At 68.4% G+C, this 24,407-nt stretch carries 19 protein-coding genes, 1 tRNA gene and 1 pseudogene; 12 read left to right on the top strand and 9 right to left on the bottom strand.

Annotated features, from left to right (window positions below):
• Positions 1-41: 41 nt before the first annotated feature.
• The 3 genes from KK087_RS13595 to KK087_RS13585 all read left to right on the top strand — a co-directional run bounded on the left by KK087_RS13595 (position 42) and on the right by KK087_RS13585 (position 4,886).
• Positions 42-1,427: an FAD-binding oxidoreductase gene (locus KK087_RS13595; RefSeq protein ID WP_214566014.1), complete on the top strand. Its 1,386-nt coding sequence runs from the start codon at positions 42-44 to the stop codon at positions 1,425-1,427.
• Between the two features lie 208 nt (positions 1,428-1,635).
• Positions 1,636-2,316 carry a hypothetical protein gene (locus KK087_RS13590; RefSeq protein WP_214529122.1) on the top strand — a complete coding sequence of 227 codons (681 nt, stop codon included), beginning with the start codon at positions 1,636-1,638 and terminating at the stop codon, positions 2,314-2,316.
• Positions 2,317-2,462: 146 nt separating this feature from the next.
• The gene (locus KK087_RS13585) at positions 2,463-4,886 is read left to right on the top strand and encodes an excinuclease ABC subunit UvrA (protein WP_214566012.1); all 2,424 of its coding nucleotides are present in this window, start codon (positions 2,463-2,465) and stop codon (positions 4,884-4,886) included.
• A 54-nt stretch (positions 4,887-4,940) separates the two neighbouring features.
• Here the strand turns inward: KK087_RS13585 and KK087_RS13580 are convergent, their stop codons facing one another.
• The 3 genes from KK087_RS13580 to KK087_RS13570 all read right to left on the bottom strand — a co-directional run bounded on the left by KK087_RS13580 (position 4,941) and on the right by KK087_RS13570 (position 7,040).
• Positions 4,941-5,096, bottom strand: coding sequence for a hypothetical protein (locus KK087_RS13580; protein WP_155896774.1), 156 nt, complete (start codon positions 5,094-5,096; stop codon positions 4,941-4,943).
• 240 nt (positions 5,097-5,336) lie between these two features.
• Positions 5,337-6,044 (bottom strand): 5'-methylthioadenosine/S-adenosylhomocysteine nucleosidase, encoded by a 708-nt coding sequence (mtnN, locus tag KK087_RS13575; protein ID WP_110864380.1) that lies wholly within the window; start codon positions 6,042-6,044, stop codon positions 5,337-5,339.
• 57 nt (positions 6,045-6,101) lie between these two features.
• Positions 6,102-7,040 carry a serine hydrolase domain-containing protein gene (locus tag KK087_RS13570; RefSeq protein WP_214566010.1) on the bottom strand — a complete coding sequence of 313 codons (939 nt, stop codon included), beginning with the start codon at positions 7,038-7,040 and terminating at the stop codon, positions 6,102-6,104.
• 92 nt (positions 7,041-7,132) lie between these two features.
• On the opposite strand from KK087_RS13570, the gene KK087_RS13565 reads away from it, so the two are divergent.
• Positions 7,133-7,465, top strand: coding sequence for a hypothetical protein (locus tag KK087_RS13565; RefSeq protein WP_214566008.1), 333 nt, complete (start codon positions 7,133-7,135; stop codon positions 7,463-7,465).
• 126 nt (positions 7,466-7,591) lie between these two features.
• Here KK087_RS13565 and KK087_RS13560 read toward each other — a convergent pair whose 3' ends face one another.
• On the bottom strand, positions 7,592-8,194 hold the full coding sequence (locus KK087_RS13560; protein WP_214529126.1) for a TetR/AcrR family transcriptional regulator: 603 nt from the start codon (positions 8,192-8,194) through the stop codon (positions 7,592-7,594).
• A 155-nt stretch (positions 8,195-8,349) separates the two neighbouring features.
• On the opposite strand from KK087_RS13560, the gene KK087_RS13555 reads away from it, so the two are divergent.
• The 4 genes from KK087_RS13555 (at position 8,350) to KK087_RS13540 (ending at position 12,324) form a co-directional block, all read left to right on the top strand.
• Positions 8,350-9,336 (top strand): alpha/beta hydrolase family protein, encoded by a 987-nt coding sequence (locus KK087_RS13555; RefSeq protein WP_250901117.1) that lies wholly within the window; start codon positions 8,350-8,352, stop codon positions 9,334-9,336.
• Positions 9,333-10,310 carry an SDR family NAD(P)-dependent oxidoreductase gene (locus KK087_RS13550; protein WP_214566006.1) on the top strand — a complete coding sequence of 326 codons (978 nt, stop codon included), beginning with the start codon at positions 9,333-9,335 and terminating at the stop codon, positions 10,308-10,310. Before KK087_RS13555 ends, KK087_RS13550 begins: the two co-directional genes overlap by 4 nt.
• A gap of 61 nt (positions 10,311-10,371) precedes the next feature.
• On the top strand, positions 10,372-10,827 hold the full coding sequence (locus tag KK087_RS13545) for a GNAT family N-acetyltransferase (protein ID WP_307860065.1): 456 nt from the start codon (positions 10,372-10,374) through the stop codon (positions 10,825-10,827).
• A 3-nt stretch (positions 10,828-10,830) separates the two neighbouring features.
• Positions 10,831-12,324 carry an SDR family NAD(P)-dependent oxidoreductase gene (locus KK087_RS13540; protein WP_214566002.1) on the top strand — a complete coding sequence of 498 codons (1,494 nt, stop codon included), beginning with the start codon at positions 10,831-10,833 and terminating at the stop codon, positions 12,322-12,324.
• A gap of 368 nt (positions 12,325-12,692) precedes the next feature.
• Here KK087_RS13540 and KK087_RS13535 read toward each other — a convergent pair whose 3' ends face one another.
• On the bottom strand, positions 12,693-15,704 hold the full coding sequence (locus KK087_RS13535) for a Z1 domain-containing protein (RefSeq protein ID WP_214565993.1): 3,012 nt from the start codon (positions 15,702-15,704) through the stop codon (positions 12,693-12,695).
• Complete coding sequence (locus tag KK087_RS13530; protein ID WP_214565991.1) at positions 15,701-16,717, bottom strand: PD-(D/E)XK motif protein; 1,017 nt, start codon at positions 16,715-16,717, stop codon at positions 15,701-15,703. Before KK087_RS13530 ends, KK087_RS13535 begins: the two co-directional genes overlap by 4 nt.
• A gap of 182 nt (positions 16,718-16,899) precedes the next feature.
• On the opposite strand from KK087_RS13530, the gene KK087_RS13525 reads away from it, so the two are divergent.
• Both KK087_RS13525 and KK087_RS13520 read left to right on the top strand, forming a co-directional pair.
• The gene (locus KK087_RS13525; protein WP_214565989.1) at positions 16,900-20,073 is read left to right on the top strand and encodes a sigma-70 family RNA polymerase sigma factor; all 3,174 of its coding nucleotides are present in this window, start codon (positions 16,900-16,902) and stop codon (positions 20,071-20,073) included.
• A 32-nt stretch (positions 20,074-20,105) separates the two neighbouring features.
• Positions 20,106-21,206, top strand: a complete 1,101-nt coding sequence (locus KK087_RS13520; protein ID WP_214565987.1) for a DNA cytosine methyltransferase — start codon at positions 20,106-20,108, stop codon at positions 21,204-21,206.
• Positions 21,207-21,342: 136 nt separating this feature from the next.
• Here KK087_RS13520 and KK087_RS13515 read toward each other — a convergent pair.
• Positions 21,343-21,414, bottom strand: a tRNA-Gln gene (locus KK087_RS13515).
• Positions 21,415-21,493: 79 nt separating this feature from the next.
• Between KK087_RS13515 and KK087_RS13510 the strand changes: the two genes are divergently transcribed.
• Together KK087_RS13510 and KK087_RS13505 are read left to right on the top strand one after the other, a co-directional pair.
• On the top strand, positions 21,494-21,988 hold the full coding sequence (locus tag KK087_RS13510; protein ID WP_071406000.1) for a MarR family winged helix-turn-helix transcriptional regulator: 495 nt from the start codon (positions 21,494-21,496) through the stop codon (positions 21,986-21,988).
• A gap of 47 nt (positions 21,989-22,035) precedes the next feature.
• The gene (locus tag KK087_RS13505) at positions 22,036-22,512 is read left to right on the top strand and encodes a VOC family protein (RefSeq protein WP_214565985.1); all 477 of its coding nucleotides are present in this window, start codon (positions 22,036-22,038) and stop codon (positions 22,510-22,512) included.
• Between the two features lie 6 nt (positions 22,513-22,518).
• On the opposite strand, the gene KK087_RS13500 is transcribed toward KK087_RS13505, so the two are convergent.
• Both KK087_RS13500 and KK087_RS18045 read right to left on the bottom strand, forming a co-directional pair.
• The gene (locus KK087_RS13500) at positions 22,519-23,874 is read right to left on the bottom strand and encodes an ABC-F family ATP-binding cassette domain-containing protein (RefSeq protein WP_439647695.1); all 1,356 of its coding nucleotides are present in this window, start codon (positions 23,872-23,874) and stop codon (positions 22,519-22,521) included.
• Between the two features lie 23 nt (positions 23,875-23,897).
• Positions 23,898-24,366 (bottom strand): annotated as a pseudogene (locus KK087_RS18045) (ATP-binding cassette domain-containing protein); the annotation flags it as partial.
• Between the last annotated feature and the right edge of the window lie 41 nt (positions 24,367-24,407).

Below are 24,407 nucleotides of genomic sequence, written 5' to 3'. Positions count from 1 at the left end.
CCGAACCGCACCGCCGCGCCACAGAAGGACCCCCACCCCGCATGATCGTCACCGCCGCAGCCGACGCCACCGCCCTCGAACACCTGCTGGGGTCCGACCAGGTGCTCCGCGACCCGGAGTCGCTCGAGCGCTACCGCCACGACGACGCCGAGTGGGCCGACTCCACGGTACCGCTCGCCGTGGTCCTGGCACGCTGCACCGACGACGTCGTCACCGCCGTCCGCTGGGCAGCCGCCGCCGGTCTCCGGGTCGTCCCCCGCGGTGCCGGCACCGGCCTGTCCGGCGGCGCGAACGCGATGGCCGACTCGATCGTGGTGTCGCTCGAGCGGATGAACCGGGTGCTCGAGGTGAACACCGACGAGCGCTACGCGGTCACCGAACCCGGCGTCATCAACGATGCACTCCGCGCCGCGGTCGCCGAGCACGGCCTCTGGTATCCGCCGGACCCCGCGAGCTCGGCGATCTCGACGATCGGCGGCAACGTCGCGACGAACGCCGGCGGCATCTGCTGCGTCAAGTACGGGGTCACCCGCGACTACGTGCTCGGCCTGACCGTCGTGCTGGCCGACGGTTCGGTGGTCGAGCTCGGCCGCCGGACGGCGAAGGGCGTCGCCGGGTACGACCTCACCGCACTGATGGTCGGCTCCGAGGGCACGCTGGGCATCGTCGTGTCGGTCACCGTGAAGCTGCTGCCCCTGGCCGGCCGTGACGAGCGGGCCGTGATCGGGTACTTCCCCTCGCTGACCGCGGCGGGCGACGCCGTGGCCGCGATCTCGCGCGCGGGCATCATCCCCGCGGCGCTCGAGATCGTCGACCGCACGTGCCTGCGAGCCGTCGACGACTGGATGCACCTCGGGCTGCCGGCGGACGTCGACACCCTGCTGCTCGCACGGGTCGACGAGCGCGGTGCGGCCGGGGACGAGATCGCCGGCCACGTGGCGGACGTCTTCACCGAAGCCGGTGGCACCGACGTCGAGCGGGCCACCGACCCCGAGGACATCGACCGGCTCTTCCAGGCCCGCCGGCTCGCCTACCCGGCACTCGAACGGCTCGGTCCGGTGCTGACCGAGGACATCTGCGTGCCGCGGAGTGCGGTGCCCGAGATGCTCCGGCGGATCCAGGTGGCCGCGGACGCGCAGGACGTCACGATCGCCAACATCGCGCACGCCGGCGACGGCAACCTGCACCCGCTGATCATCGCGCCCGAGGGCGACGACGCCGCGAAGGCCCGCGCGAAGACCGCGTTCGACCAGATCGTGGCGGACTGCCTGGCGCTCGGTGGGACCGTCACGGGTGAGCACGGCGTCGGGCTGCTGAAGCTGCCGGGCCTGCGGGTCGAGCTCGGCGACCGTGTGCTCGCGATGCACCGCTCCGTCAAGCACGCGCTCGACCCGGCGGGGACCCTGAACCCCGGCAAGGCGTTCTGACCCGCGGGACCCGAAAGGTCACAGAGCGGTAACGACGGCAGATCCGTCCAAACCCTTCGCCGGAGGGTGCCGAATCACCTGCAACGACCGGGAACCACCCGGAGCGCTCACCAGCCGCACACCGCTGGTTCTCCACCCTGTTCGAGGGTGTGTTCGGCGCGCACACAGCAACCGCGCCGAGCGCGACAACAGCAAAGGACTGATCACGATGCGTAAGAGCCTCAAGACCTCCATCACCCTCGCCACGACCGGTGCCCTCGTCCTCGGCGGCGCCGCGTTCGGGATCTCCTCCGCCCAGGCCGCCACCCCGAACGTGCAGACGGTGTCCTCGTCCGAGTCGAAGATCCCCGCACCCGTCGCCTCGGTCCCCGAGGTCCTCGGTGGTTCCACCGCCGTGAAGCTCGACTCCGGCTTCACCGACGCCCTCACCGCCCTCAAGCTCACCCCCGGCGTCTCCGGCGACGCGACCCTCGAGGACGGGTCGGTGTCGTTCCCGATCACCGCCGGGTCGGTCACCTACTGGTCCCCGGATGGCAACTACCGCCCGTACGTGCAGGGGCTGCTGAACCACGACGACTCGGGTCTGACCCTGAAGGCCGGCGACACCACCGTCACGCTGGAGAACTTCGTCGTGAACCCGGGCTCGTCCAAGCTCTACGGCGACGTCCTCGTCAACGGCAAGGTCGCCGCGGCCAACGCGTTCCTGTTCGAGCTGCACGGCGGCTCCCTCAAGCCCCTCCAGCTCGAGGGCGACAACGCCATCCTGACCGGCACCACCGTCCACATCTCCGAAGACGCCGCCGGCCTGCTGAACAAGACCTTCGGCACCGACGCCGTCAAGCGCGGCCTCCTCGTCGGCACCGCCACCATCACCGCACAGATCAAGTAACACCTGCCGCAACAGAGCAACAAACGCACGAAGCACCACGCACGACGCGAAGAGTCGCTCCGCCGATCAGGGCGGAGCGGCTCTTCGTCGTTCGCGGTTCCGCCGCGGTACTGCTTCTCCCAGTGGCCGCGCCTACGCTCGAATGAATGCCCGCTCCTCGCTCCACCCCCACCGATGACCGACCCGGGCCGGACGACTTCATCCGCGTCCGCGGCGCCCGTGAGAACAACCTGCGCGACGTCGACGTGGACATCCCCCGCGACCGGATCGTCGCGTTCACCGGCGTCTCCGGCTCCGGCAAGTCCTCGCTCGCCTTCGGCACCGTGTTCGCCGAGGCCCAGCGTCGGTTCCTCGAGTCCGTCGCCCCGTACGCCCGGCGGCTGATCGCGCAGGGGTCCACCCCGCACGTCGACTCGATCACCGGCCTGCCCCCCGCGGTCGCCCTGCAGCAGCGTCGCGGTGCCCCGAGTTCCCGCTCCACCGTCGGCACCATGACCACGCTGTCGAACTCGATGCGCATGCTCTACTCGCGTGCCGGCACCTACCCGTCCGGCGCCGACCGGCTCGAGTCGGACTCGTTCTCGCCGAACACCGTCGCCGGCGCCTGCCCCCGGTGCCACGGCATCGGGACCGCGCACGAGGTCACCGAGGCATCGGCCGTGCACGACCCGTCGCTGAGCATCCGCGACGGCGCGATCACCGCCTGGCCCGGTGCGTGGCAGGGCAAGAACCTGCGCGACGTCACCGCCGTGCTCGGCTACGACATCGACCGCCCGTGGCGCGAGCTGTCGCGGGAGGACCGCGACTGGCTGCTCTTCACCGAGGAACAGCCCGTCGTGCAGGTGCAGCCGAAGCGCGACCGTGTGGCGAAGCCCTACAAGGGCCGGTTCTGGAGCGCCCGCCAGTTCGTGCTGCACACCCTCGCCGACTCGCAGAGCGAGACCCAGCGCAAGAAGGTGCTGCAGTTCGTCGAGTCCGGCCCGTGCGGGCTCTGCGGCGGCACCGGCCTGACCCGAGCCGCCCTCGCCGTGACGATCGGCGGGCACTCGATCTCCGAGCTGAACGCCCTGCCGCTGACCGGCCTGGCCGACGTCCTGCGCCCGATCGCGGCGATCACCGACGCGGCAGCGGCGACGTCGCGAGCATCGTCCGGCGAGCACACCGAGGTCGCCGTGGCGATCTCCCGCGACCTGCTCACCCGCGTCGAGGTCCTGGTCGGCCTGGGGCTCGGTTACCTGGCGCTCGACCGCGCCACCCCGACGCTCTCCCCCGGTGAGAGCCAGCGGCTGCGGATCGCGACGCAGCTGCGCTCGGGACTGTTCGGCGTCGTCTACGTGCTCGACGAGCCGAGCGCCGGGCTGCACCCCGCCGACGCCGAGTCGCTCGTCGACGTCCTCGACGACCTGCGCGCCGGCGGCAACAGCGTCTTCGTGGTCGAACACGACATGAGCATCGTGCGCCGTGCCGACTGGATCGTCGACGTCGGTCCCCGCGCGGGCACCGGCGGCGGAACCGTCCTGTACAGCGGCCCGGTCGCCGGTCTGGCCGAGGTAGAGGCCTCGGTCACCCGGCGCTTCCTGGAGCCCCGGCAGCCGACCGCCGACCGCGCCGTCCGGACCCCGGTGGGCACGCTCGAGCTCCGCGACCTCACCCTGCACAACCTGCGGGGGCTCGACGTCGACCTGCCGCTCGGTGTCCTCACCGCGGTCACCGGGGTCAGCGGGTCCGGCAAGTCGTCGCTCGTCGGCGGCGTGCTGCCCGGCGTCGCGACGTCGCACCCGCTCGTCAGCCGCGTCGTGCAGGTCGACCAGAAGCCGATCGGCCGGACGCCCCGCTCGAACCTCGCCACCTACACCGGCCTGTTCGACGCGGTCCGGGCCGCCTTCGCCCAGACCGACGAGGCGAAGGCCCGCGGTTGGGGCGCCGGACGGTTCTCGTTCAACGTCGCCGGAGGCAGGTGCGAGGTCTGCCAGGGCGAGGGCTCGGTGTCCGTCGAGCTCCTCTTCCTTCCCGGTAGCTGGGCCCCGTGTCCTGAGTGCCACGGCTCCCGGTACACGGCGGAGACGCTCGAGGTCCGGTGGAACGGGGCGTCCATCGCCGACGTCCTCGGCATGACCGTCGACGAAGCGGCACCGTTCCTGGCGTCCCTGCCCGCGGCCGGGCGCGGACTCGAGACCCTGCGCGAGGTCGGCCTCGGCTACCTGCGGCTCGGCCAGCCCGCTCCGGAGCTGTCCGGCGGCGAGGCACAGCGCATCAAGCTCGCCACGGAACTGCAGCGTGCGCGGACCGGCCACACCCTGTACCTGCTCGACGAGCCCACCACCGGCCTGCACCCGGCCGACGTCGAGCTGCTCACCGCCCAGCTCGCCCGTCTGACCGACGCGGGCAACACCGTCGTCGTGGTCGAGCACGCCATGGACGTCGTCGCGAGCGCCGACCACGTCATCGACATGGGTCCCTCGGGCGGCGACGACGGCGGCCGGGTCGTCGCCTCCGGCACGCCCGCCGAGGTCGCCGCCTCGACGACCAGCCGGACCGCGCCCTACCTGCGGGACCAGCTCGGTCGCTGACGCAGAAGTGCCCGCCAGGATCGCTCCTGGCGGGCACTTCGTGGCTGCAGCTGGTTACCGCTGGACCGCTTCCGGCGCGTCGTCGCGGAAGAAGTCGCTGCCACTGTGCGTGTAGCCGACCTCACCCGTCCGACGCCACTGCTTGCGGACGCGCTTGAAGGTGGTGATGCGTGCAGGTTCGACGTTCTCGTCGCTCGTGTAGGCGCTCATGGCTGATCTCCCTGTGTGATTGGCCGTGGTTCCTTGGCCCCCCGAAATGGAGGCTAGCGAGCGCCCCGACGACCAGTTCGCAATCCGTCCCGGAACGTCCGTGGAACGCAATTCCGGCCATCTGATGGCCGCGGAACGCATGCACGGACGCGACCAGGCGGGACGGACTGGAGGCCCGGATCACCGCCGGCGGACCGGCGGCGGCGAGTCGCGCCTCCAGGCCGGTGCACCGGTGCGGACTCAGGAACGCAGGCCGAGCACCAGGTCGTGGACCACGCGCGCTGCCCGTGCCGCGGCGTCGTCCAGGTGCTCGCGGAACTCGGCACCGTCCGGCGCGCAGAGGTCGCTGATGCACCGGACCGAGACGAACGGCATGTCGTGCACGTGGGCGAACTGTGCGATCGCGGCCGACTCCATGTCGACCGCGGCCACCTCGGGGAACGCGACCCGGAGTGCGCGGGCACGCCCCTCGGTCACGAAGACCTCGCTCGAGCCGATCGTCGCCGACCGCAGCGGCCACGCGATGTCGGCGCCCATCGCGAGCTCGACGAGCCGGGCGTCCGGCGCGTAGCCGGTCGGCATGCCGGGGACCTGGCCCAGGGCGTAGCCGAACGCGGTGGCGTCGGCGTTGAGGTTGACGTACCGGTCGCCGACCACGACATCACCGATGGCGACACCGTGCATGAGTCCACCGGCGGTCCCGACGCTGATGACCGGGATGCCCGGACCGAAGTCGTGGAAGCCGTGGGCGACGGCGGCCGTGGCGTTCGTGAAGCCGATGCCGCTGCGGCGCACGACGACCGTGGCGCCGCCGATGTCGAGCAGCTGGTGCGGGTCGTGGCCACCGACGGGGCCGTCGAGGACCGGGACACCGCCGAACAGGTCGGCGAAGGCCGAGACCTCTTCGCTCATGGCCGCGATGATGATCGCGACGGGTTGCTGCTGCACTGATCGATCCTCCCACGCCGGGCGCGCGCGGACGTGCAGGTCGGATCGTCGAAGGTGCTAGCGGCGGGGGTCCTGGCGGGCCAGCTCGTCGGCGACGAAGGCGGCGAGCGCGTCGGCGCCGAAGTGATCGTCGGCGGTGATGGTGACGACGGTGCCGGAGTCGTTGCTCGCCTCGGTCTCGTCGAACAGCAGCATCTGACCGTACGCACCGTGCAGCCGCCAGAGTCGGCCGGGACCACCCCACCCGGCCATCGCGTACCGCTCGTAGCCGGGCCCGGTCCCCTCGCGCTCCACCCAGTCGGTGTGCATCGCGTCGCACCACCGCGCGCTGACGACCCGCTGTCCGTCGACGACCCCGCGGTCGCGGATCAGACGTCCGATGCGGGCGAGCTCCTCGGTGCGGAGCGACAGCCCCCCGCCCGCTGCGACGAACCCGTTCGGGCAGCGTTGCCACTCGACGTCCTGGATGCCGAGCGGCGCGAACAGTCGCTCGGTGACGAACGCGCCGACGTCGCCGACCCGGGTCTCGAGCAGGCGCATCGCCGTGTACGTACTGGCGTTGGCGTACTGGAACACCCGGCCGCGGGACGGTCGCCGCAGGAACTCGGCCGCCAGGTCAGGCCAGTCGGTCAGCTCGGTCGCCGACCACGGCATGTCGATGCCGCTCGTCATGGTGAGCAGGTGCCGGAGGGTGACCCGGTCGACGCCGTCGCCGAGCGCGAGCCCGGTCGCGGCAAGGAACGTCGCGACCGGTTCGTCGAGGTCCACCAGGCCGTCGTCGGCGGCGATGCCGGTGGCGAGGACACAGACGCCCTTCGCGGCGGAGTGGATCTCGCGTCGGACGTCGGGCGTCCAGTGGTGCTCGGCGACGTCGTCCGCGGTGCCCTCAGCGCCCGGAGCGGCAGTCCTCGTGCGCACGTGGATGCCGTGCGCGGCGAACCCGGTGGTGTCGATGCGCCGGACGACGGCGTCGAGGATGGTCGCGGCGGTGTGCACACCCCATCCTCTCGTGGCCGAGCGGCATGCGCGGCCGTCCGTGGCCGAGCGGCTGCAGGCACGGGCAGGGGCCGCCGCGTAGCGTCCGGCTCGTGTCCGACGAACAGCCCCGCCGCCCCGATCCCACCCGTGTCGGCGACCAGCCCGCACTCCGGACGGCGTCGGGTTCGAACTGGCTCGCGTGGGGAGCCGTCACGGCCGTGATCGTCGCCGCGGTGATGGTCCTCATGGCGATCCGAGCGCCGGCGATCGGCTGGCCGGCGCTCGTGCTCGTCATCGTGTTGTTCGTGACGATGGTCGTGGTGCGGGCCGCCGTCCGGCCGCAGCGCACCCGACTCGTCACCCTGGCCCTGCTCGACCTCGGCATCGTGGTCGTCGGACTGGTGGCGACCCTCGCGGTCCTGTACTCGACGCCGGCGGGCTGACCGCCTGAGCGGGCCCCGACGGCGCTGGTGCGTCCCGAGACGGTCGCGACGCCGGACGGGAGGCCCGTGACGGGCCCGCACCGCGCCTCCAGTCCGGTGCCGGTCGCGACCAGTGCACCTGGCCGGCTACGCGCTGTCGGTCACCGTCGGCTGCGCCTGCCGCAGCCCGGTGACCAGGAGGGTCACGATCGTCCGGACGTCGTAGTCGGGGTCCTGGGGACTCCACGCCACCAGGTCACCGACGGCCCGGAGCAGCTGGTACGGCGGGGTCGGTGCGGCCACCTCGCCGGACGCCCGCGCGGCGTCGAGCAGCCGGCCGAGCACGGGCACGAGCTCGTCGACGAACAGGGTGTGCAGCGCTGTGAAGCCGTCGGCGTCGCCCTCCCAGACGCGCGCCAGGCCGTGCTTGGTGCCGAGGAAGTCGACGAACTGGTGCACCCAGCGCAGCAAGGCGGCGAACGGTGTCGGCTCGGAGTCGAGCAGCGCCGGCCCCGCGTCGACCAGGGCCTCGATCTGGTGCCGGTAGACGGCGACGACCAGGTCCGAGCGGGTCGGGAAGTGCCGGTAGAGCGTGCCGACCCCGACACCGGCGGCGGTGGCGACCTCGCGTACCGGCGCACCGACGCCCGAGGCTGCGAAGACCGCGGCGGCGGCGTCGAGGATCGTGCGCTCGTTGCGCTCGACGTCGCGACGGCGGCGCGGTGCGGGGTCGGTCGCCGGAGTGCTCATGCATCGATCATCGCACGACTCGCGACCGATACGGAACGCTGCTCCACTTCCTCTTGCAATCCGGATCGTTGTTCCGTATCGTTCCGGAACGTCGCTCCGTTTTGGGCGACAGTCGCTCCCGTCCACGGGCGACACGGCATCCTGGAAAGGCCCCCATGGCACCCACAGCACCCCGACCGCAGGTCATCAGCGTGCGGCCCGTCACGCTTCCCGCACCGTCCCGCGGTCAGGACCTCGAGGTCCGGATCACCGCACCGACGACCGGAACGGACCTGCCGGTCATCGTCTTCGCCCACGGCTTCGGCCAGTCCATGACCGGCGGCGACCCCCTGGTCGACCACTGGACCGCGAACGGCTTCGTCGTCGTCCAGCCGACGTTCCTCGACGCGAAGGCCTACGGGCTGACGCTCGACGACCCGCGCTACCCGACCATCTGGCAGACGCGGGTCGACGACCTCGAGCGGGTGCTCGACGACCTCGACCAGGTCATCGACGCGGTCCCCGGCCTGAGCGGGCGCGTCGACACCGCGCGCATCGCCGCGGTCGGACACTCGTGGGGCGGACAGTCCGTGGGCATGCTGCTCGGGGCCCGCGTCCTGGACGCCGACGGACGGCCGGGCGAGGACCGCACCGACCACCGCGTGCGCGCCGGGGTCCTGCTGTCCACCACCGGGATCGCGCGCGGCGACCTCGTGCCGTTCGCGCAGGAGCACTTCGCGTTCATGAGCCCCGACTTCAGCCAGCTGCACACCCCGTCACTGGTCGTCGCCGGCGACCACGACCAGTCCCAGCTCTCGACGCGAGGCCCGGACTGGTTCACCGACGTCTACCACCTGAGCCCCGGCGCGCGGCACCTGGTGACCGTCCACGGCGGCGAGCACCTGCTCGGCGGGATCCAGGACTACGAGTCGACCGCCACCACCGACGAGAACCCCGAGCGTGTGGACCTCGTCCGCCGCACCACGACGGCGTTCCTCCGGACCGCGCTCGGCCTCGACCCCGACGCGTGGTCGGCGATCGTCGACGCCGTCGGCCCTGCCGCCGCCGACGGCCCTGCCGCCGCCGTCGGCTCTGCCACCGCCGACGCGGCCGGCCCTGCTGCCGCCGTCGGCCACATCGAATCGAAGGAGCACCAGTCGTGATCACCGACCAGCACCCCCTGCCCAGCGGCTTCACCGCCGCGTCCACCGCCGCCGACGTCCTGGACGGCGTCGACCTGACCGGCCGGAACGTCATCGTGACCGGCGGACACAGCCGCCTCGGCCGCGAGACCAGCCGCGCCCTCGCGGCGGCCGGCGCCGACGTCACCGTCGCCTCACGTGACGTCGACCGGGCATCCGCAGCCGTCGCCGGCATCCCCGGCGTCCACGTCGAGGCCCTCGACCTCACCGACCCGTCGTCGGTCGATGCCTTCGCCGCGCGCTGGTCAGCCTCCGGACGCCCGCTGCACATGCTCGTGAACAGTGCCGCGATGCTCTTCACCCCGGACCGCCGGCTCGACGGCCGCGGCAACGAACTGGCGTTCTCGACGACGCACCTCGGGCACTTCCAGCTCACGCGGGCGCTCCTCCCCGCCCTCCTGGAGGCCCGTGGTGCCCGGGTCCTGACCGTCACCTCCGGCGCGGCCCGGTTCGGGCAGATCCGGTGGGACGACCTGACGTTCGCGCACGGGTACGACCCGGTCACCGCGTACGGGCAGTCGAAGCGGGCGAACGTCCTGTTCACGGTGGAGCTCGACCGCCGGTACGCCGACCAGGGCATCCGCGCCTTCGCCGCGCACCCGGGCGTGATCATCGGACCCGGCCCGCACGACCCGACGGTGCTCGCGTCGTACCGCGAGCAGGGCCTGGTCGACGACGACGGGGTGACCGTCATCGATCCCGAGGTCGGCAAGAAGACCGTCGAGCAGGGCGCAGCGACGCTCGTGTTCGGTGCCGCGAGCCCGCTGCTCGACGGCGTCGGCGGGGTCTACCTGAAGGACAGCGACGTCGCCGTGATCGACGACCGGATCCTGCCCCTCACCGCGGACCGGATCCCGTCGGACGCGAACTCGGCGATGCTCGACGCCGACGATGCCCGGCGGCTGTGGGCGGTCAGCGAGGGGCTTCTCGCCTGATCGGGGTCAGCCGGGGGCCTCGTCTGCTCACTGTTCTCGTCGTCCTCGCTACTGTGTGACGGTGCTGACCGTGCGGATCGAGAGCCCCCGGCAGGACGACGTCCTGCACCTGCTGCAGCAGGGCGACGACTACGGACTGAGCCTCTACGCGGCCGAGAACTACCATGCCCTCGACGTCGACGACCTGGACCAGCCCGACGTCACGTTCCTGGTGGCGCGCGAGGACGGCACCGCCCTCGGCACGGTGTCGCTCGTCGACGCCGGCGACGGCACCGGCGAGGTCAAGCGCATGTTCGTGAGCGACGCCGCGCGTGGGCTCGGCGTGGGGACGCGGCTGCTCGACGCCCTGCACGACCGGGCCCGTGCGGTCGGCATCGGGACCGTCCGGCTCGAGACCGGTCTGCCGCAGGCCGCGGCGATCGCGCTGTACCGGAAGGCCGGGTACGCGGACATCCCGCGGTTCGGTCCGTACGTCGACGACCCGACGAGCGTGTGCATGGAGCAGCAGCTCGTCTGATCGATGCTCGGTCCCGACGTAGGATCGCGTGTGAGCTCCGAGCACCCCGAACCCAGCGGCATCGACCCCGACGACCTGACCGTCGCGCTCCGGGTGCTCGAGCAGCTGCCGTCGATCGACGAGACGCACCCGGACTTCATCCGGGTCCGCCAGGCCACCGCGAAGATGTTCAAGGCCGTCAAGCGTGCGCACCGTCTCGAGAAGCGCGGCGTCATCGCCGAGGCCGACCGCCGTGTGATCGCCGCCACCGCCACCGGGGCCGCCGACCGGATCGACGACGAGACCCGCGGCGTCCTGATCAGCGCCTCGACCGCATCGACGACCGCGGGCACGCTGCTGAAGTCACGGCCCTGCTACATGTGCAAGCAGCACTACACGGTCGTCGACGCGTTCTACCACCAGCTCTGCCCGGCGTGCGCTCGCATGAGCCACGCGAAGCGCGACGCCCGGACGGACCTGACCGGCAAGCGGGCGCTGCTCACCGGCGGTCGCGCGAAGATCGGCATGTACATCGCGCTCCGGCTGCTGCGCGACGGGGCCCACACCACCATCACCACGCGGTTCCCCCGCGACGCGGTCCGACGGTTCGCGAGCCTGCCCGACTCCGCCGACTGGATGGACCGTCTGAAGGTCGTCGGCATCGACCTGCGCGACCCGGCGCAGGTGATCGGGCTCGCCGAGGACGTCGCCGCCTCCGGTCCCCTCGACATCCTGATCAACAACGCCACCCAGACCGTGCGCCGGTCGACCGGGGCCTACCAGCCGCTGGTCGACGCGGAACTCGCGCCGCTGCCCGACGGACCGCTGCCCGAACTCGTGACCTTCGGGCACACGAACGACCAGCACCCGCTGGCGCTCGCCCGTTCCGTGGCCGCGCACCCGATCCTCGCGGCCGCCGCAGCCCGAGCCGACGAGCTGACCGAACAGGCGATGGCGCCGGGATCGAGCTCACTCGAACGACTCGCACTGGGCACCGCGATCGACGCCGGTGGCCTGGTCCCCGACCTGCACGACGAGAACTCGTGGACCCAGCAGGTGGACGAGGTCGACCCACTCGAGATGCTCGAGGTCCAGCTGGCCAACACCACGGCGCCGTTCATCCTGATCTCGAAGCTCCGCCCCGCGATGGTCGCCAGCACCGGACGCCGCACCTACGTGGTGAACGTCAGCGCGATGGAAGGGGTGTTCGGCCGCGCGTACAAGGGGCCGGGTCACCCGCACACGAACATGGCGAAGGCCGCCGTGAACATGCTCACCCGCACGAGCGCGCAGGAGATGTTCGAGACCGACAACATCCTGATGACGAGCGTCGACACCGGCTGGATCACCGACGAACGGCCGCACCCCACGAAGGTCCGGCTCGCCGAAGAGGGCTTCCACGCGCCGCTCGACCTGGTCGACGGGGCAGCCCGCGTCTACGATCCGATCGTCCGGGGCGAAGCCGGCGAGGACGTTTTCGGCGTCTTCCTGAAAGACTACGCGCCGAGTTCGTGGTGACCGGCCGCTGACCAGACCGGTTCCGTCAGTGCTTCGACGCGGCCGTCTCCTGCGGCAGGACCGCGGCGAAGCGGAGCAGGAAGTCGCGCGCTGTCGGCGTGGCTCAAGGGCCTGGACGCCAACAAGAGGTGATCGATCTATTCGCGCCTGCCAGTGGTCGCGCGAATCCCGAAGCCCAGTGATGACAGGCGTTCCACGGGCCTCGGGGGTCTCTTGCAGTAGCGCGGGCCTGCCGCGTGCAGGAGTCGTCGAACGGCGAGCTACGGCTTGGTGTCGCGACCTTTGTTCACCTGCATTGAACGGCGAGTGCCTTCCGACGTCGCACAAGAGAACCGCTCTTCACCCGCCCCTTTATGGTCTCTCCCTTGTCATTCCGCGTCGATGATCCAGCCAGCATCGGCCCGCTTGGCGCGGAACCCGACTCGACCCAGCGACCGGGTCGACTCCGGCATGACAATCGAGAACAACGTTGCAACGTCTGAAACGTCGGCCGCTCCCGTGATCTCCGAGGTTCCCCGGCTGAGCGGTGCTCCGTCGGAGCCATTGGTGTCGTCGGCGAAAGTGAAGAGGAGGGCGCCCCGACCGTCGGCGGATCGCAGCGCTTCCGCTCCGGTTCCTGCTGGCTTGCTTTTGGAAGCCCCCGCTATGAACTCGACTGCATGACGCTGCCGGGCGGAACTTCCTGAGAACCCGGGACGGTCAGCACGGCGCTTGCGCTGGAGGATTTGAACGTCGCGTCCAAAGACCTCATGTACGGCTTCACCCTTCACAGACAGCTCCGGGAACACAAGTGCGAAGTCGTGCAACTGTCCTGCTTCAACGGCGTGTCTCATGAAGGCGACGGTCGGCTTGAACGAGTACCCGTCCGCCCAGGTGAACCGATCGAGCACCTCGATGACGTTAGCGGCAGGAACGATCGTTACGCGTGCGTCGTAGCTACCGCCGGTGTCCGTCAGGAAGCGCATTTTCTCGCTTCTCTGGTCGAGCCACGGTGCAACGAGTTCGAAGTGGCGTACGTTGGCTGCGCCGGTGCCTCGTTCGGCTTGCATGGGGAAGTCGCGGGTCTTGCCGGGGCTGCCTTCGATAGCTAGTTCGACGTTATACATCTTGTTGCCGGCGGTCGGCCGGAGCCACGGGAGCTGCTGGAAAACGAGAGGCGGCACGTCAATTGGCCGCATCGCGGGCCGTCCCGTTTCGGGATCAACGTCGGCAAATTCGTCGAGTTGCTCGCGGAATGCTTCCTCGTCCTGCACCATAGCAGTGAACGCACCGTAGAGGTCGTAGCTCCTGCCTCGGGGACCGGTGACATCCCGCGCGACGTAGAGGCGAACTAAGTCGCGGTAACCGGGTCGGTAGCCGAACCAGCGCCCCATCTGCATGAATGTGTCGGCAGCCATGGCGCGGCGCTTGAAGTAAGTGATCGTGAGCCCCTCAACCGTAAAGCCGCGGCTGAGTTTGGTTCCGCCGACCATGACGCGCCAATAGTCCTTGGTCGTGAAGTCCATGGCGTCGTAATCACTCTCCTTGGAGCCGTTGACCACGACAACCGGATTGTTGTCGGCCATGATCCTGCCGACCGCTTCACCGATGTACTCGACTAGTTCGTCGAATTCAGTGGGCATTGAGAGCCCCCAGCCGCCGCGGGCCTCGTGCACCGGCAAGAAGTCGTCCTCGTAAAGGTCTTGCAGCCGGGCCTTCGTCTCAGGCGAGCGGTAGCTGGCTTCCGCCCACACCTTGCGAATCAATACAGCAAGAGTGTTGTGCGCGGCCTGCGTTACGTCCTCGTGAACGAGCATGGTGTGGTGTCGGAAACGTAGGTCCGCGTCCTGCGCCTGCCGCCAGAGCTTGATCGCACCTGTCAGGACGAATGCATCCAGGGCATTACGGATCTCCAGGGCCTCGCTTGGTGTTCCTGCGCTTGCGTGGAGATTGCGTACGTGAGCTTTCTCGTTCGAATTCACCGCTGATGCCTCTTCACCGGGCTGAAGGGGCTCGAGGTCGTGGAAGCTTGTTCCACCCATGTATTCCGGTGACGCTTTTAGCCGGACGATGAAGTCGCGCGGGAAGATGTCGACCTCGTCGTCGGGCTCCACGAACACATTGGCGAACGGGGTAGCGGTGTATCCGACGTATTGGGCCCGCGGCATGAGCTCCAAGATATCGGAGATCAGCTTGTTAATCGCGGTCCGATCCTTCTCCTCATCAGTGCGCTTGGTTCTCTTTGTGTTGTTCTTGGTGTTCACCGATGCCTGATCCGCCTCGTCATCGATAAGGAGTACAGGAATCTCGTCAAGCCGCGCTCGGATGTTCTTCAGGTCCGTGAGGAGCTTGGTGAGCACCGCTTTGTTCTTTTTCACCACTGCGATGCGCACATCGGTTCCGTAAAGGTTGTCAGGGTGATTCACCGGCTTGCTCATGTCGGCGAGCTCGGCGGCTGAGCGAAAGTCAAGGGTGTCGAGGCCCTGCTTCAGCGCCTTGTAGTCACCGTTTGCCGTGGTCAGACGTTTGATGGAAGGGATATCTCGGCGCGCGTTGAGGTCGATACCGTGACGGACGAACTTGTCGGCGAGCCAGTCAGTATCCCCACTGCCCGCATAATCGACGTCCCGAATAGCGTTGACGTCGTTCTTGTCGCGTCCGCCAAGAATGTTCTCCTCCCCAACGAGTTCCATGTCCAGGCGGCGCTGAGTCTGCCCGCGCAAGAGCTCGATCGTGCCGGTGAGGACGATGACAAGCCGATAGCCAGCGTCGATGGACTTGGCGATCATCCCCGTGAAGTTCGCGGTCTTGCCGCTCTGCACGTAGCCGACAACAAGCCCTCGTGATGAATAAGCAGCGTCCGCCGCTGGATCAGCAAGACGGCCGACGATCGTCGAGGCGGACGCGTCGACCTCCGCGATTGCCTCGGGCTTCCACTTCTTGCCCTCGAGGACGCCCTTGTATGCCTTCCAGTAAAAGTCTCGCTCTTGACGGGCCTGGGTGTACCAGGGATCCCACTCCTCGCTGACGATGACGGAGTCCACCAGCGCCTGGCTAGGGAAGGCGTCATCGAGGAGCGCCCGGCCAGCGGTCCCCAACTTGAGCAGGTCGTAGACGCGTTCCCGCCGGGCGGCCGACCCCACAGCGGCGCCAGCCGGCCAGTCAACCCCGTTGCTGACATCCCACTGGGCAAGGGCAATGTGCGCTGCGCGGCGGGCAGGGTCATTCAGATCAGCGTCGACGATGAACGAAACGACTGTGCCCTCATCGACCGGGTCTTTGCCTTCTTCCACAACGTCGAGGTTGACACGAGGAAGAAGAGCTTTCGGCCCCGTCTTCTCCATCGCGTAGAAAGCGGACTGGATCGCGCTCCCCAATACGGCCGACTCAACTATGCTCATGATACCCCTTCACAGAATCCCTCCAACGGCGCGAGTGCACTCGTGAAGGGAAGATCGGTAACGTCCAAACGATACGAGACACCACGGACATGCACTGGCTGAGGAATAACCTCGTCGAGCCGAGGGCGCGTGATCGCGGGAAACAGCTCATCCACCAGGAAAGCCCGAGGGTGACTCCGGAACTGGAAGCGCGTTCGGTAGAGGTCTCGCGCTTCGTCCTGCCAGCCTGCCGCTTCCAGCCGATGGTCTAAGGAACGGGAGGCGCGATTCACTGGCGATCGCACCTCGTCTACGAGCTCCGGCAGGGTGAACCCACTCTGGCCACGGCCAGCCAAGGTGAGCTGAATGGAGATCAGATGGAGCGGGCGATCGGGTGAAGCCATGAGCTGGGTTTCGGACCCGACGACGTGCACCCGAGCTTCAGATCGAGTTGTCTTCACTTCGGCCTCGAAGTGCTCGAAGCCGAAGTCGTGCTCGCCGGATTCGGGGCCCAGCCAGCTGGCGATGGCGGCGCCCTCGCCGCTCGTTTGCAGCACGTGCCGGACCACGAGCAGTTCGCCAAGGAGACCCGCCTCATTCTCGGCGGTCAACCGGCTTCGCTTGCTCAGCAAGTCTTTGAGTGCTTCGAGGCATTCTGAGAGTGCGTCACGCAGCGTTGTCCCGTCCTGCATCTGATCCACCACGGATTCCGCGAGGGCGTACGCCTCGTAGCGCATACCGGCCGCATCGATGTCGATGCGAAACCAATCTCCGGGGCGACCGGCCATTGCGAACTTACCGATCGCGATGCGCTCGAACGCCGAGACGTCGGGCACTTCGGCGGTCGCTGGGACGTGAAGGCTGATTCGCTGAGCACCAGGATCGATGTCCAGGAACGCATCGAAACGGGCACTTAGACGGAATCGAGCGGGAGCGGAAGCGCGGAAGTAGACATCGACAGTCTCCGGTGTCAGGTGCTGGACGATCTCCTCGCTAACGCCGCCGACCATAGCCCCCCTCCCCTTGTTCGCCAATTCTGCTGATTCTTCACCCCGGTGTGCCACGTGAGCGGCGAGCACACCCCGAGGGCGTACGGGCAGAGCATAGCCGGGTGAGCGGGCTTGCCTGCTCCCCCTGTTTTGGGGGCGGACACAAGGGCTCGGTCGTTTGAATCTTGATCATTGGATGTCCGACGAGGGTTGTAGCGTCCAGAGTCATGGAGTCGATCGAAGAGCACGCCGAGGCGGCGCATGTCGTCGAGCTCGCCCCTGATCCGTCGATCCTCAGCGCGATCGGCGCTGGGCACTCTTTGGCCACGGCGATGGCCGACCTGGTAGACAACTCCATCGACAAGGGCGCAAGCAAGTTCCTGGCTCGCTTCATCACGCGCAACGAGGAGCTCATCGGCATCCGCATGCATGACGACGGCGCAGGGATGTCGGCAACGCAGCTCGAGGCTGCGATGCGTCTAGGCGTCCGTCGCGAATACGGAGCGGGCGAGCACGGACATTTCGGCGTCGGTTTGAAGGCGGCGTCTTTCAGTCAAGCCGATCGGTTGACCGTTTACTCAAGGTGCGGCTACGAGCCCACGCGAGCGATACGTCTGGTGCGAGGGCGATTCCAAGGCGAGGTTCTCAGTGACGCTGAGGCTCAGCGCGGATTCACCAAGGGGGCAGGCGGCTTCGCCCGCGTCGAAAGCGGCACTGTGGTCGAATGGGACCACCTGCATGCGGTTTTCACGGGTGAAGTGGCGGTCGATCGGCGGCAGTGGCTCGACGAGGTGATCACGAGCCTGAGCCACGACCTCGGACTGACGTTCCACAGGATCATCTCGCGCGGTGACATCACGATCGTCCTACAGCAGTTCGACACTCGGACGGGCGACGGCATCCCGACCAAAGTGACGCCTGTCGATCCAACAGATTTCGTATCTGGCGCCGCAGGCTATCCGCTCGATCTGATCGGAACGACCCCGGGCGGCACTGAACTGCGCTTCACCGGCCACATCATGCAGCCCGCGAACCAGGGCCCGAGCGCCAAGTTGCTGGGCCGGCCGAGGGCGGAGTGGCAGGGCTTGTATGTCTACCGTAACGACCGGCTTCAGCACGCTGGCGGGTGGTTGAACTTGCTGCCCGGCAACGCGGTCGACCTACAACTCGCCCGGGTCACCATTGACGTAAACGACGGAGCCACCGGTGCCGTCCGCATCAACCCGGAGAAGCACGGGGTCGTTCTCACGGCGGACGGTGTCCACGCCATGGAACGAGCCGTCACGGAGGACGGGCGTGGTCTCCAATCCTTCCTTTCCGCAGCGCGTGAAGTGTTCCGCCTCGGGGCCAGGCGTGAGCGCGGCCCGAAGCCGGTCGCGCGCATCGCCGAGGGACTCCCTCAGGCCGTGATCGGCGCGATGGACGAGGAGTTCGGATTCCGCGACGATGGGAACAACCTTCGCGTCTTGTGGAAACCTCTGGGCCGCGGCCGGCTCTTCGAACTGGAGCACGCCGCAGCGACGGTCTGGTTGAACGAGGGCTATCGAGAACAGCTACAGGGCGTCCATGGCGGCGATGCCGCATTCTTCAAGACCTCGATCGTGCTGCAGCTGCAGGACAAGCTCGAGCGCGGCCATTTGCAGCAGAGCACGATCGATCAGATCGAGCGCATCCATGCGGTTCTCGCCGCCGCCACGTTCCAGCAAATCGACGAACACGCTTACGACGAAACCCGCGAGACGGCGACCCGCGTCGCCCGACCGATTGCCGACGACGAAATCGATCTAGACGGGTGGCAGGTTGGCGACGAGGTTCCAACACCCGCGCGACTTGACGAGGGGGGCTTCTCGATTGACAATCCGACCCCTGAGTTCGTCAAGCGCGGTCAAGAAATCCCGCACTCTGCAGACGCGGTGAAGCAGTACCTCTGGGGAATCGGGAGAGCGCAGTTGCTCAGCGCCGCCGACGAGGTCGAGCTCGCGCGTCGTATCGAGGCCGGATTGTTCGCCGAAGAGCGTCTCGCCTCCGATAGCGCTCAGGAACAGCGCAGGTCGCTTTTACGCGAACTTCGAGAGATCGCTCACGCTGGTCAGCACGCCAAGTTACGATTCGTCAACGCGAACTTGCGCCTGGTCGTCTCCGTCGCGAAGCGCTACGCAGGGCGCGACATGGAGTTACTCGACCTGATCCAGGAGGGCAACATGGGGCTCATCCACGCGGTCGAGAAGTTCGACTACGAGCAAGGGACGAAGTTCTCGACATACGCTACCTGGTGGATCCGGCAGGCTATCTCGCGGGCGCTCGACGACAAGGCACGCGCCATACGCTTGCCAGTACATCTGATGGAGTCACTGCGGAGACTGTCCAGCGCTCGCGCCGCGCTCGAACCGCTCTACCCGGATGGCGTACCGCTCGACGAGCTCGCCCGGCAGTCCGAAATCGACGTCTCTGACATCGAACGGCTCGACGCTGCGGACCGGCTGACGCATGTGTGGTCACTTGATGCGCCCTGGTACAACCCAGAACTGCGAAGGGACGAGCCCTTCGGTGATCACCTCGTAGACGACGCCGTTGACTCCACAAGCGACGTCTTCGAGGCACTGTTGTTCCGACGAGACCTCGTCCGAGTCCTCAACACCCTTGACTGGAGGGAAGCACGGGTCCTCGTGCTCCGCTTCGGGCTCGATGAAGGCGAGCGTCGGACACTTGACACGATTGGTGTCGAGTTCGGGGTCACCCGAGAGCGAATCCGACAAGTGGAGAAAAGGGCGCTGGAGACGATGCGTGGCCCCCAGGTGCAGGCAATGCTCACGCATCATCACTTCATCGACGACACCACCGTCCGGCAAGATAGGCCCATCACTTCGGTCCCTAGAGCTAGGCCTCTGACCGTCGAGGAGCAGATCAGGCAGTATGGCCGGAAGAAGCGCCGGACTCGGCCAGCCGCGCACTCGACGATCGCGGACCCCTCTGCCAACAGATCGGCGCAACGAGAAACCGATCCCATTGCGAGCCCCCCGGACACGGCGGCTGCCTTCCTAACTGGCCAGCACCCGGATGACATCGCCCGCCGCCTGAACGTCGGTCGTGGCACTGTCCTGGCCTCGCTCAGCCAGACGCTCTTCGGCGTCGAACCGTCGACGCCGATTTCTGACCGTCCCGCCCGTCACGGTGTCGGGTACTCGGACGTCGACGCACAGCTCATCGATTCAGCGCTCACCACCGGCACCCCGATCCACGACGTCGCACTCCGGCTTGAACGGACTCCGTTCGGTGTCGCCTGCCGGGTTCTGATGGAGCCGCGCCATGCGGACACGTTCCGGAGGCGTCAGCCGAGCGCCGTAGAGGAGCGCGCAGAGGTGAACCCTGGTCCCGCCGGCGCGCCGGCCGCGCCCGCCTGAACGGCGCGTTCGTACCGTAAGTTTGATCCGACATGGCCACGACGAAGCTCGCCCCCATCCGCACGCTCGACCTCTTCGCAGGAGCCGGAGGCCTCAGCGAAGGTTTCCGTGAAGGCTCGGACCGATTCTCGACGGTGCGCGCGGTCGAGATGGACACGGCGGCGGCAGCCACTTACGCATCAAACCACGGCGACGACCTCGTGTTCACTGGCCCCATTGAGGAGTGGCTGGCGCAGGAGGAAGTCCCCTTCGTCGACATTGTCCTCGGAGGCCCACCTTGCCAGGGGTTCTCCACACTCGGGAAGCAGGATGCCGAGGACGTGCGTAACTTCCTCTGGAAGCAATACGCGGAGACAGTCAAACGAGCCCAACCCAAATACTTTGTGGTCGAGAATGTCGCCGCTTTCACCAAGTCTCGCCAGTTCGAAGATTTTCGCCGTGAAACCTCCGAAGCGGGAATGCTATCCAACTACTCCTTCGACTGGCGCGTCCTCAACTCTGCAGACTACGGTGCAGCGCAAGCACGGAAGCGCACGGTCATCCTCGGGTGGCGTGACGACCAGGAGGCGCCAGGATTCCCCGAGCCGACACACGGACCCGGGCGCACGCATGCGCATGTCACCGTCGGACAGGCCTTCGAACAGCGTGGAATGGCCGCGGCCGTAAGCACGATCGACCTCCCTCCCAATCGCGCTCGAGTCCTCAACGGACGCGCGGTGTCCGGGCCCTATCGCGCCGCCGAACTGCACGTCACCCGCTACTACACGGAGCTCTCGCGCGAGCGGTTCGCTCACATTCCCGAGAAGGGTAACCGCTTCGACATTCCATTTGAGCTCTTGCCTGACTGCTGGAAGAAGCACACATCAGGATCGGCGGACGTCATGGGGCGACTGCACTGGGACAAGCCGTCAGTCACCGTGCGCACAGAGTTCTTCAAGCCGGAGAAGGGGCGTTACCTCCATCCGGTCGAGGACCGAGCGCTCACGCATTACGAGGCCGCGACGCTTCAAGGCTTCCCCGACGAGTACCTCTTCATGGGATCGAAGATCGAGATTGCCCGACAAATCGGCAACGCCGTGCCAATCGCGTTGGGGGCCGCGATCGGACGACACCTGGCAGGGCTGATCGATTGAAAGCGTCTTTGCGCTCTCATCCATCCGCGCACGGCGCTAAGCGCCGATAATGCTCGGGATGGATTCGAACCCGGATCTCACGGCTCCGTGCCCATGCCCTCGTGAAGTGAAGCGACGTGAGCGACACGGTCTCCCGCTCCGCCTCCAGGATTCGAACCCGGACCTAACGGCACCAAAGGCCGTCGTGCTGCCATTACACCAAGGCGGAACGCACCGAGGGGTGCTCCTCCATCCTCCCACGACCGACGAGGCTGGCTGTCCGCTCCGGGTTCGGCCAAGATGGAGGGATGCCGCATGAGGACGAGGTCGATCGCATCGTCGCGGCGTGGGGTCGTGAGCGTGCCGACCTCGACTTCGGCCCGCTCGAGGTCCTGTCCCGCGTGGACCGGCTCGCCCGGCACCTGGACCGCGCCAGGCGGACAGCCTTCGACGCGAGCGACATGGAACCGTGGGAGTTCGACGTCCTGTCGGCACTGCGGCGGGCGGGTGAGCCCTACGAGCTGAGCCCGAAGACCCTGCTGCAGCAGACCCTGGTGTCGAGCGGCACGATGACGAACCGGGTGGACCGCCTGGCGGCCCGCGGCTTCGTGGGGCGACGGACCGACCCGAAGGACGGCCGCGGCATCCTCGTCTCGCTGACGAGCAAGGGCCGGGTGGCGGTGGACGCGGCGATCGCGGACCTGCTGGCCGCCGAGCGGGACATCCTGTCCGGGGTCTCCGCCGACGAGCAGGGCCAGTTGGCCGGGCTGCTCCGCCGACTCATCCTGGGTCTCGGGGACTGACCGAAAGCGCGACACGGGCCGAGCGGCCCCGGCGTAGCGTGCGGCGCATGCACGCCATCACCCTCGCCGTCGCCGACGTCGCTCGATCGGCCGAGTTCTACCGCGCTCTGCTCGGCATCGAGGGCAGCGGCGTCATCGGCACCGAGTACCCCGCCACCGAGACGCAGGCCGGCGGCACCACGGCGATGTTCACCCTCGACGACGGCCTGATCGTCAGCGTCTACGGCCGGGACGACATGGCGAAGGACTCCGGCGTGCAGCTGGCCACGGCACCGAGCAGCACGATCGGGCACTTCACGAGCAGCCAGGCAGAGGCCGAGGCGTTCCTCGAGCGAGCACAGGCAGCGGGCGCCACGATGCCCGAACCGCCGTACACCCGCCCGTGGGGCATGTGGTCCGGCTTCTTCCAGGACCCGGACGGACACCTGTGGGAGGTCGTGGCGAACCCCGGCGGCGGAGCCCCCGAGGACGCCAAGCCGACGGATGCAGACCAGGACACGGTCGACCCCGCGTCCGTCGAGTAGACCGGCTCAGACCCCGAGCAGCTCCGCGACCTCGAGCCAGCGCTCCTCGAGCTGCTCGACCTCGGCCTCGAGCGCGCCCAGCTTCGACTGGAGTTCGCCGAGCCCGGCGTAGTCGGACTGGTCGTGCGTCGCGAACTGGTCGAGCAGCTTCTTGCGGTCAGCGCCGACCTTCGCGATCTTCCGGTCGAGCGCCGACATCTCCTTCTCGGCCGTCCGCCGGTCCGCTCCCGACAGGGCGGACGTACCAGCGGCCGTGGACCCGGCCACGGCACCGGCCGAGCCGGTCCCGCCGACGGTGTCGGGCCTCCCGGCAGACGCGGCGGCAGCCGCAGAGGCGGTCCCGCCACCGGTGCCGGCCTCGCGCAGACGCATGTACTCGTCGACGCCGCCGGGCAGGTGGCGCAGGTGCCCGCCGAGCACGGCGTACTGCTGGTCGGTGACGCGCTCGAGCAGGTAGCGGTCGTGGCTGACGACCAGCAGGGTGCCGGGCCAGGTGTCGAGCAGGTCCTCCATGGCGGCGAGCATGTCGGTGTCGAGGTCGTTGGTGGGCTCGTCGAGGATGAGCACGTTCGGCTCGTCGAGCAGGATGAGCATGAGCTGCAGGCGCCGCTTCTGCCCACCGGACAGGTCTTTGACCGGCGTGGAGAGCTGCTCCGAGGTGAAGCCGAGCCGCTCGAGCAGCTGCGACGGCGTCATCTCCTTGCCGTCGGCGACGTAGCTCGTCTTCTTGCGGGCGACGACCTCGCGCACGCGGTCGTCGGCGAACTGCTGCAGGTCGGCGAGCTGCTGGTCGAGCACCGCGACCTGCACCGTCTTGCCGGTCTTCACCCGCCCGCTGGTCGGCTGCAGCCGCCCGGAGACGAGGTTGAGCAGGGTCGACTTGCCGGCGCCGTTCGGGCCGAGGATGCCGGTCCGCTCCCCCGGTGCGATGCGCCACTCGATGCGGTCGAGGATCTGCGTGCCGTCGAACGAGACGCTCACGTCGAGCAGGTCGACGACGTCCTTGCCGAGGCGCGCCGTCGCCGTCCGGGACAGCGCGACGGTGTCGCGGATCGGCGGGACGTCGTCGATCAGGGCGTTCGCCGCGTCGATGCGGAACTTCGGCTTGCTCGTGCGGGCAGGGGCACCACGGCGGAGCCACGCGAGCTCCTTGCGGGCCAGGTTCTGGCGGCGCTGCTCGATCGTGGCAGCCTGCCGGTCACGCTCGACGCGCTGCAGGATGTACGCGGCGTAGCCACCTTCGAAGGGGTCGACGACGCCGTCGTGGACCTCCCACGTGTCGGTCGACACCGCATCGAGGAACCACCGATCGTGCGTCACCACGACCATGCCGCCCTGGTTCGACGACCACCGGCGGTTGATGTGCCCGGCGAGCCACTCGATGCCCTCGACGTCGAGGTGGTTGGTCGGCTCGTCCAGGAACAGGACGTCCCAGTCACCGACCAGCAGCCGCGCGAGTGCCACACGGCGACGCTGCCCACCGGACAGCTCGTCGACGCTGACGTCCCACGGGATGTCCGAGACCAGACCGCCGATGATGTCGCGGATCTTCGGGTCGCCGGCCCACTCGTGCTCCTCGAGGTCGCCGACGACGGTGCTGCCGACGGTCGCGCCCTCGGGCAGGATGTCGCGCTGGTCCAGGTAGCCGATGGTCAGCCCGCGCCGGTGCGTGACGCGGCCGCCATCCGGTTCGAGACGCTGGGACAGCAGTGCGAGGAGGGTCGACTTGCCGTCGCCGTTCCGGCCGACGACGCCGATCCGGTCTCCCTCGTCGATGCCGAGGGTGACGTTGTCGAAGACGACCTTGGTGGGGAACTCGAGATGCAGGTTCTCGGCGCCGAGGAGATGTGCCACCCGACAAGGGTAGGTGGCGCGGCGGGGTGGTGGGTGCGGGG

The organism is Curtobacterium aurantiacum (assembly GCF_018598555.1).
GTDB classification, from domain to species: Bacteria; Actinomycetota; Actinomycetes; order Actinomycetales; family Microbacteriaceae; genus Curtobacterium; species Curtobacterium aurantiacum.
The sequence above is the reverse complement of the archived record's forward strand: the minus strand, read 5'-3'. Positions and strand labels throughout refer to the sequence as shown.